The organism is Blastocatellia bacterium (genome assembly GCA_035573895.1).
Classification (GTDB): Bacteria; Acidobacteriota; Blastocatellia; order HR10; family HR10; genus DATLZR01.
Map to the genome: position 1 here is coordinate 1 of DATLZR010000125.1, position 5,884 is coordinate 5,884.

Genomic DNA, 5,884 nt, shown 5'->3' on the forward strand with positions numbered 1-5,884 from the left:
GAGCCGCTGGAGAAACCGCCGACACTCTCGCTCGGCGACCGACAGCGGCAGGCGCGAGACGACGGCCCGCCCTTCGATCCGAACGAGGGGGCCTCGCTCTGTGAGGGTGATCGCTCCCAGGGAATCCGTAGGTTCAATTTCCGCTTCCACCACGCCTCCCCCGCGCGGATACCATCCCCATTTTACGGTGCGCAGCGTCGCTCGACCGTTCATCCGCTGGAGCAGAGGAAGAAAGACCCGCTCGAGATAGGTCGTGGGCGGACTCCAGGGAACATGCGTTCCCCCCTTGAGGAGGAGCCGGGTCGGCCCCGGTGCAAATAACAGCGCCGGCAGGACCGTCTGAAAAATCAAGCTCACCGATCCGGCGCTCGCTTTCACCTTGCTGACATCGAACTCATAGGTTCCGCTGGTGATTGTGCCCGGGGTGAAGATCAGGAACTCGCCGCCGAGTTCTTCGCCGAGCGTCTTTCCTTGAGTCACCTCTTTGATCGCCCGGACGGCCGTGAGATGCTGCGGTTGAAGCCCCGGCGTTTTTCGACCCCGGCGAATATTGGTGATCTCAACCTCGCAGCCCAGAAGTGCCGCCATCGCCAGACTCGTTCGGAGAATCTGGCCACCCCCCTCGCCGAAACTGCCATCAATCTGTATCTGCTTCATGACACGGCTCCCTGAGCGCGGACAAGTCGGCTGATAGATTATACTCGATTCCCGCACCGTCGGGGCACATCGCCAATGTGCTATAGTTGAGTTCTAGTCTTTCAGCTGTGCTTTGGGAGGAAAACGGTGTATGGGCATCCTCCTGGTCCGGGACGGGAGAATAGAACTCCCGACAGGTCCAGACCATTCACGGATTCATCCGCCTGAGCCTATGAGGATCCGTGGTGATATTGTTTCACCGTGAGGCCCTGGCGATGACTTCACCTGTAGACAACACGCCGGTGGGTCAGCCACATCGGCTCCGCGCTTTCGTTCGGGAGGAATTGAAGAAATTCGGCGTGCTCGCCGAAGCGACCACCGATGCCGCTCTCATTCGTGAGTTTCTCGCCGATCTCTACGTCTATCAACTCCGTCGCCTCCGAGACCAGTTGCTCGCCGGGGCGTTTCCGAAGACAGAATACGCTGGCCGCGTTCTCGCCATTCGCCAGCAATATGCCCTCCTGTCTCTTCCTCTCTCCCGGTGGATCGAGCCGACGGACTCCCCAGAGAAGGAGAGAGCGACACCACCATAGCTCTTCGGGGGGACGGGTCACAGTTACCTCTGGCAGTCATCAGGCAGGGAAGCAAACCGGGTTCGCCTCCCTGCCCGTTCAGAGGCGGGAAGCAGCGGGGCTGCTCACAACCTCAGAATTCAATTCTCAGGCCAAGCTGGACCTCGCGCGGACTGAGCGCCGACGTGACCTGGCCAAACGTAGGAGTTCCCAGCGTCGTTCCCACGCCGGAGAAATTGGTGTGGTTGAAGGCATTGAAGAACTCCGCCCGGAACTGCATACCCACGGATTCGGTCACGCGGAACCGCTTGTAGAGCGAGAGGTCCCACAGGTGGAGCCCCGGACCGCGAACGATGCTGCGTCCGGCGTTGCCGAAGGTATTGAGCGCCGGCAGCGCAAAAGCCGCCGTATTGAACCACTGGCGCACCGTCTTGGGGCCTCGCGGATCCCCAACGAGATCGGGCCGCTGTGAGCCTCCGAAGAACGAATTCGCCCGATTGGGAGAGATGAAGATCGTCAAGGGCGTGCCCGATTCGCCCCGCACGATGCCACCCACCTGCCAACCGCCGAGGATGTTGTAAACAACACCTCGCGCTTGACGGAAGAACGGCAGCTCGTAGAGGAAATTCGCCACGAAAACATGCGTCTTATCGTAGGACGCCAATCCGCGATCCAACCGAAGGTTCCGCACATCCTGGGCGATGGTCGTGCGATCGTCGGGAGAATCCGTGATGACCTTCGACAGCGTGTAGGCGACACCGAATTGCAGACCCTGCGAGAGCCGCTTGTTCAGGCCGAGCTGGAACGAATCATATCGAGAACTGGCCGAGGTCTGCCGTTCGGTGATCAGTCCCCAGCCGCGGAATCGGGCATAGGCCGCCGGAGGAGACGGCGTGCCCGGCGGGGTCTGGTTGATGCGCACGGCACGTAACAGATGCGTTCCGTGATTGCCGACATAAGCTGCATCCACCGACAGTCCCCACCACAGCTCTCGCTGAATCCCGAAACTCCAGTGCTGAACCGTCGGTACCAGAAACTCCGGGCTCATGGAGATCAGGCTGCGAACGATCGCCTCCTCATTCCGTTGAGCCCCTCCCGAGGGATTGGACAACGTCGGTGTTCCCGCAGCACCGGCAGCGAGAAATTGAGCGGTCGTCACAAAGGGAGGATTGACAAACGCATTCTGCAAGGCAATCCCCACAAGCGTCCGGTCGAAGTAGATGCCATAGCCGCCGCGAATCGCCGTCTTCCCGGTACCGAAGGGATCCCACGCAAAGCCGAATCGAGGCCCGAACGTGTCCCAGTGCGAATCCACAACCCGACGTCCGAAAGGAGAGTTCCGTCCCGCAATCACAATGCCATTGAGAGGATCGCCCGTTCCGGGGATTCGGTTGCCACTGGCATCAATCTGATAGGCCCGGGCCGGATTGAAGAGGGTCGGGTCGAAATTCGTCAGCACATTCTCGGTATCGTAGGGCGGACGAATGAACGACCAGCGGAGACCGAGGTTGAGCGTCAGGTTGGGCGTGGCCTTCCAGTCATCCTGAATGAACGCTTCGTACATGTCGTAGCGAAGGTGAGAGGTGATATCAATGTCCGATTCGGTGTAGGATGACGCGCGCCCCAGGAGAAAGTCAGCGAAGGCATCTCCCGTCGAAGTGAAGACAGCCGACGACGTCCCGGGAAAAACGAACGCCCCGTTAGTGCCACTGGCGGCATTCTCGTTCTTGAATTCCCAGGAGAGAAGGATGCCCATCTTAAGGGTATGCTTGCCCCGGACGAGCGAGACCGTATCCTTGAGGCGATAGGAGCCATAGTTGTTATCGTAAGGACCGAAGAAGTTGAATCCGCCATAGCCCCCGGAGCCAAACGAGATTCCCGGCAACACTCCCGCTGGATTTTCGGGAAAGATTTCCGGGATGTTCAACCCCGGAATCTTTCGCGAAGCCCGCCCGGTGATCTCGCTGACGATTGCCCCCCGGGAGTAATTGAATGCCAGATTGTTCACCAGGGTGGGCGACGGAATCCAGTTCCACTCGGCTACCAGGTTTCGTCCAGGAATGTTGGTCTTCGTATCGGCAACACCGGGGAAAGCGGCATTGTTGGTGCCGAAGATCTCCCCGAAGGGTTCGGTCGAGGGAATGCTGTCGTGAATGAAGCGGGCGAAGAATTTGTGACGATCCGACAGATTATAATCCACGCGGATCAGCTCCTCACGATAGTTTCGACCGCTCGGCGCGGCTGCCGAGAAGTTTCGATTGCCGCCCAGAACCGCCGGATCGGAATTGGGCAGAGGGAAGAGGGACAGCAGCGCTCGGGCATTCGGATCTATTCGGTCCGGAGGAATGATGTTTCCGGGGAACGGTTGGCCCGTGAGGGGATCACGAATCACCACCGACGGGAACTCGCTGAAGTCGCCGCGCCGTTGACGCTCGGTCGGCACCCGCGTAATTACGACACCCCCACCACGCACGGTGCGAACTCGCCGCACCTCCTGGTTGAAAAAGAAGAAGAGCTTGTCGCGCTTGATCGGTCCACCGAGGTTCCAACCGAAATTGTGATATCGCAGCAGGGCCGGATCAGCCTTCCCGTCTCGATCTCGATCCAGCGTGCTGAAGAAATTCCGCGCATCCATGATGTCATTGCGCCAGAACTCGAAGGCTCCACCATGAAAGGTGTTGGTTCCGCTCTTGGTCACCACGTTGATCTGCCCGCCGGCGCTCCGACCGAACTCCGCGCTATAGTTGCCCCGGAGGATCTTGAACTCGGCCACGCTGTCCACGCTGATGTAGTTGATGACTGCCAGGTTGGAGCCCGTATCCACGTTGTCAGCTCCATCTATGAGCCAATTATTTTGCGACGCGCGGGCGCCATTGACGTTGACCGAAGCCAGATTATCCAAACCGACACCGACGCGCCCGCTGACGATGGCTCCCGCAGCCGACACGCCCGGTTGCAGCGCAACCAGTTGGAAAAGGCTTCGGCCGTTGAGGGGCATCTCTTTGACCAGCGTGCCCGTGATGACTGTGCCGACTTCCGCCGTCTCGGTTTGAACCGCCGGTACTTCGCCAACTACCGTGATCGTTTCCGTAATCTGACCGACCTCGAGCGTGACGTCCACCCGCAATCGGTCATTGACGGAAAGTTTGATGTCTCGCACGGCCGCTTTCTTGAAACCGGGCGCTTCGACGAGAACCTCATAGATCCCGATGGGCAGCAGCGTCGCCGTATACTCGCCCTCGCTGCTTGTGACGACCCGTCGTTCCAGCCCGGTGGCCGTGTTACGGATTCGGACTTCCACACCGGGAACAACCGCACCGGTCGTGTCCTTGACGAAACCGGTAATCGTTCCGGTGATCTCCTGCGCGCGACCTGGTGCTGCCAGGCTCATCCCCAGCAGCAGTGCGAGCGCAGAGAGTGCCATCAAACGTCGCATTAGTCTTCTCATCGCTAGAATCCTCCTTGTGACAGGTTCATTCGATGTTGTATCAAGCAAATCCTGTGCCATAGCTCTCCCGGTCGCACTCCACCACTGTCGGCGACACACTCCTCAAATCACTTATAGACTGCCCCGCGCTCGACGGGGAGAGAAACCGGGTGAGAGTCTGCCAAACATCGAGCGGAATTTAACCCGCGTGCGTCATTTTACCCGGCGCTCTTCTCCCGGTAAAGATCAGAATTCGGCATCGGTTTCCCGTGCCGGCTGATCCTTTGTCAGGCGAGATGGTCGGGGACGGGTTCTCCATGAACTCCGGCGGAGATTCGCGGCTCGCCCCCGCTCCATCACCGGACGAGGAATGAACTGCACCTATGACAATGTGACCGACATCTGGTAGTATTGATTTCCACTTCATCAGTAAGGTGCGGAACGGGCACATGCACAGAGACGATTCGATGGGAATCTTCGGCGAAGAAAACGACCTCATCATCAGTCGTCGGAAAAATCTCGATGCGATCATCGAACTCGGCTTCGATCCCTACCCGCATAAATTCGAGCGGACGCACACCATCACGGAGATCGTCCGCCGCTATGGACATCTTGCGGGCGCGAAACCGGTTGAGGAAATCGAGCGAATCAACCAGGACCTCAAAGGGGTTGCCGTCCGCGTGGCCGGACGGATGATGACGACACGGCGGATGGGACGGGCCGCTTTTGCTCACCTCTCCGATGGTGAGGAGCGCCTGCAAATTTACCTCCGCCGCAACGAAGTGAGTGAGCGCGAGTGGGGGCTCTATGAGCATCTCGATCTCGGCGATTTCATCGGAGCGGAAGGGTTTCTTTTCCTCACCCGGACGGGCGAGCTGACCGTCCATGTGCAAAAGCTCTTCTTCCTGGCCAAGGCGCTTCTTCCTTTGCCGGAAAAATGGCACGGCCTCCACGATGTGGAAACGCGCTATCGGCAACGCTACCTCGATCTGATCGCCAATCGGTCATCGCGTCAGGTCTTCATCACGCGCTCGCGGATCATTCGGGAAATTCGTCGGTTTTTCGACGAGCGAGGCTACATAGAGGTGGAAACGCCGATGCTCACCCCACTGCCCACGGGAGCGGCCGCACGACCGTTTCTCACCCACCACAACGCGCTCGATATTGATCTCTACGCCCGAATCGCACCGGAACTCTATTTGAAGCGGCTCATCGTCGGCGGGTTCGAGAAAGTCTATGAGCTGAACCG

4 protein-coding genes are annotated in these 5,884 nt (G+C 59.1%); 2 read left to right on the forward strand and 2 right to left on the reverse strand.

All coding sequences use genetic code 11. The features are described from left to right. Nucleotides 1-657, reverse strand: a 657-nt coding sequence (gene rtcA / locus VNM72_11210) for an RNA 3'-terminal phosphate cyclase (GenBank protein ID HXF05968.1), incomplete at its 3' end; no start/stop codon positions are given. A 254-nt stretch (nucleotides 658-911) separates the two neighbouring features. On the opposite strand from rtcA, the gene VNM72_11215 reads away from it, so the two are divergent. Then, complete coding sequence (locus VNM72_11215) at nucleotides 912-1,229, forward strand: hypothetical protein (GenBank protein HXF05969.1); 318 nt, start codon at nucleotides 912-914, stop codon at nucleotides 1,227-1,229. Nucleotides 1,230-1,341: 112 nt separating this feature from the next. On the opposite strand, the gene VNM72_11220 is transcribed toward VNM72_11215, so the two are convergent. After that, complete coding sequence (locus VNM72_11220; protein ID HXF05970.1) at nucleotides 1,342-4,656, reverse strand: carboxypeptidase regulatory-like domain-containing protein; 3,315 nt, start codon at nucleotides 4,654-4,656, stop codon at nucleotides 1,342-1,344. A 428-nt stretch (nucleotides 4,657-5,084) separates the two neighbouring features. On the opposite strand from VNM72_11220, the gene VNM72_11225 reads away from it, so the two are divergent. Then, nucleotides 5,085-5,884 (forward strand): amino acid--tRNA ligase-related protein (locus VNM72_11225; protein HXF05971.1); only part of this gene is annotated, 800 nt, incomplete at its 3' end.

What these genes read in the sequence shown, in the direction of transcription:
- VNM72_11215 (HXF05969.1), top strand. Translation starts at nt 912, where the DNA reads ATGACTTCACCTGTAGACAACACGCCGGTGGGTCAGCCACATCGGCTC.
- VNM72_11220 (HXF05970.1), bottom strand. Translation starts at nt 4,656, where the DNA reads ATGAGAAGACTAATGCGACGTTTGATGGCACTCTCTGCGCTCGCACTG.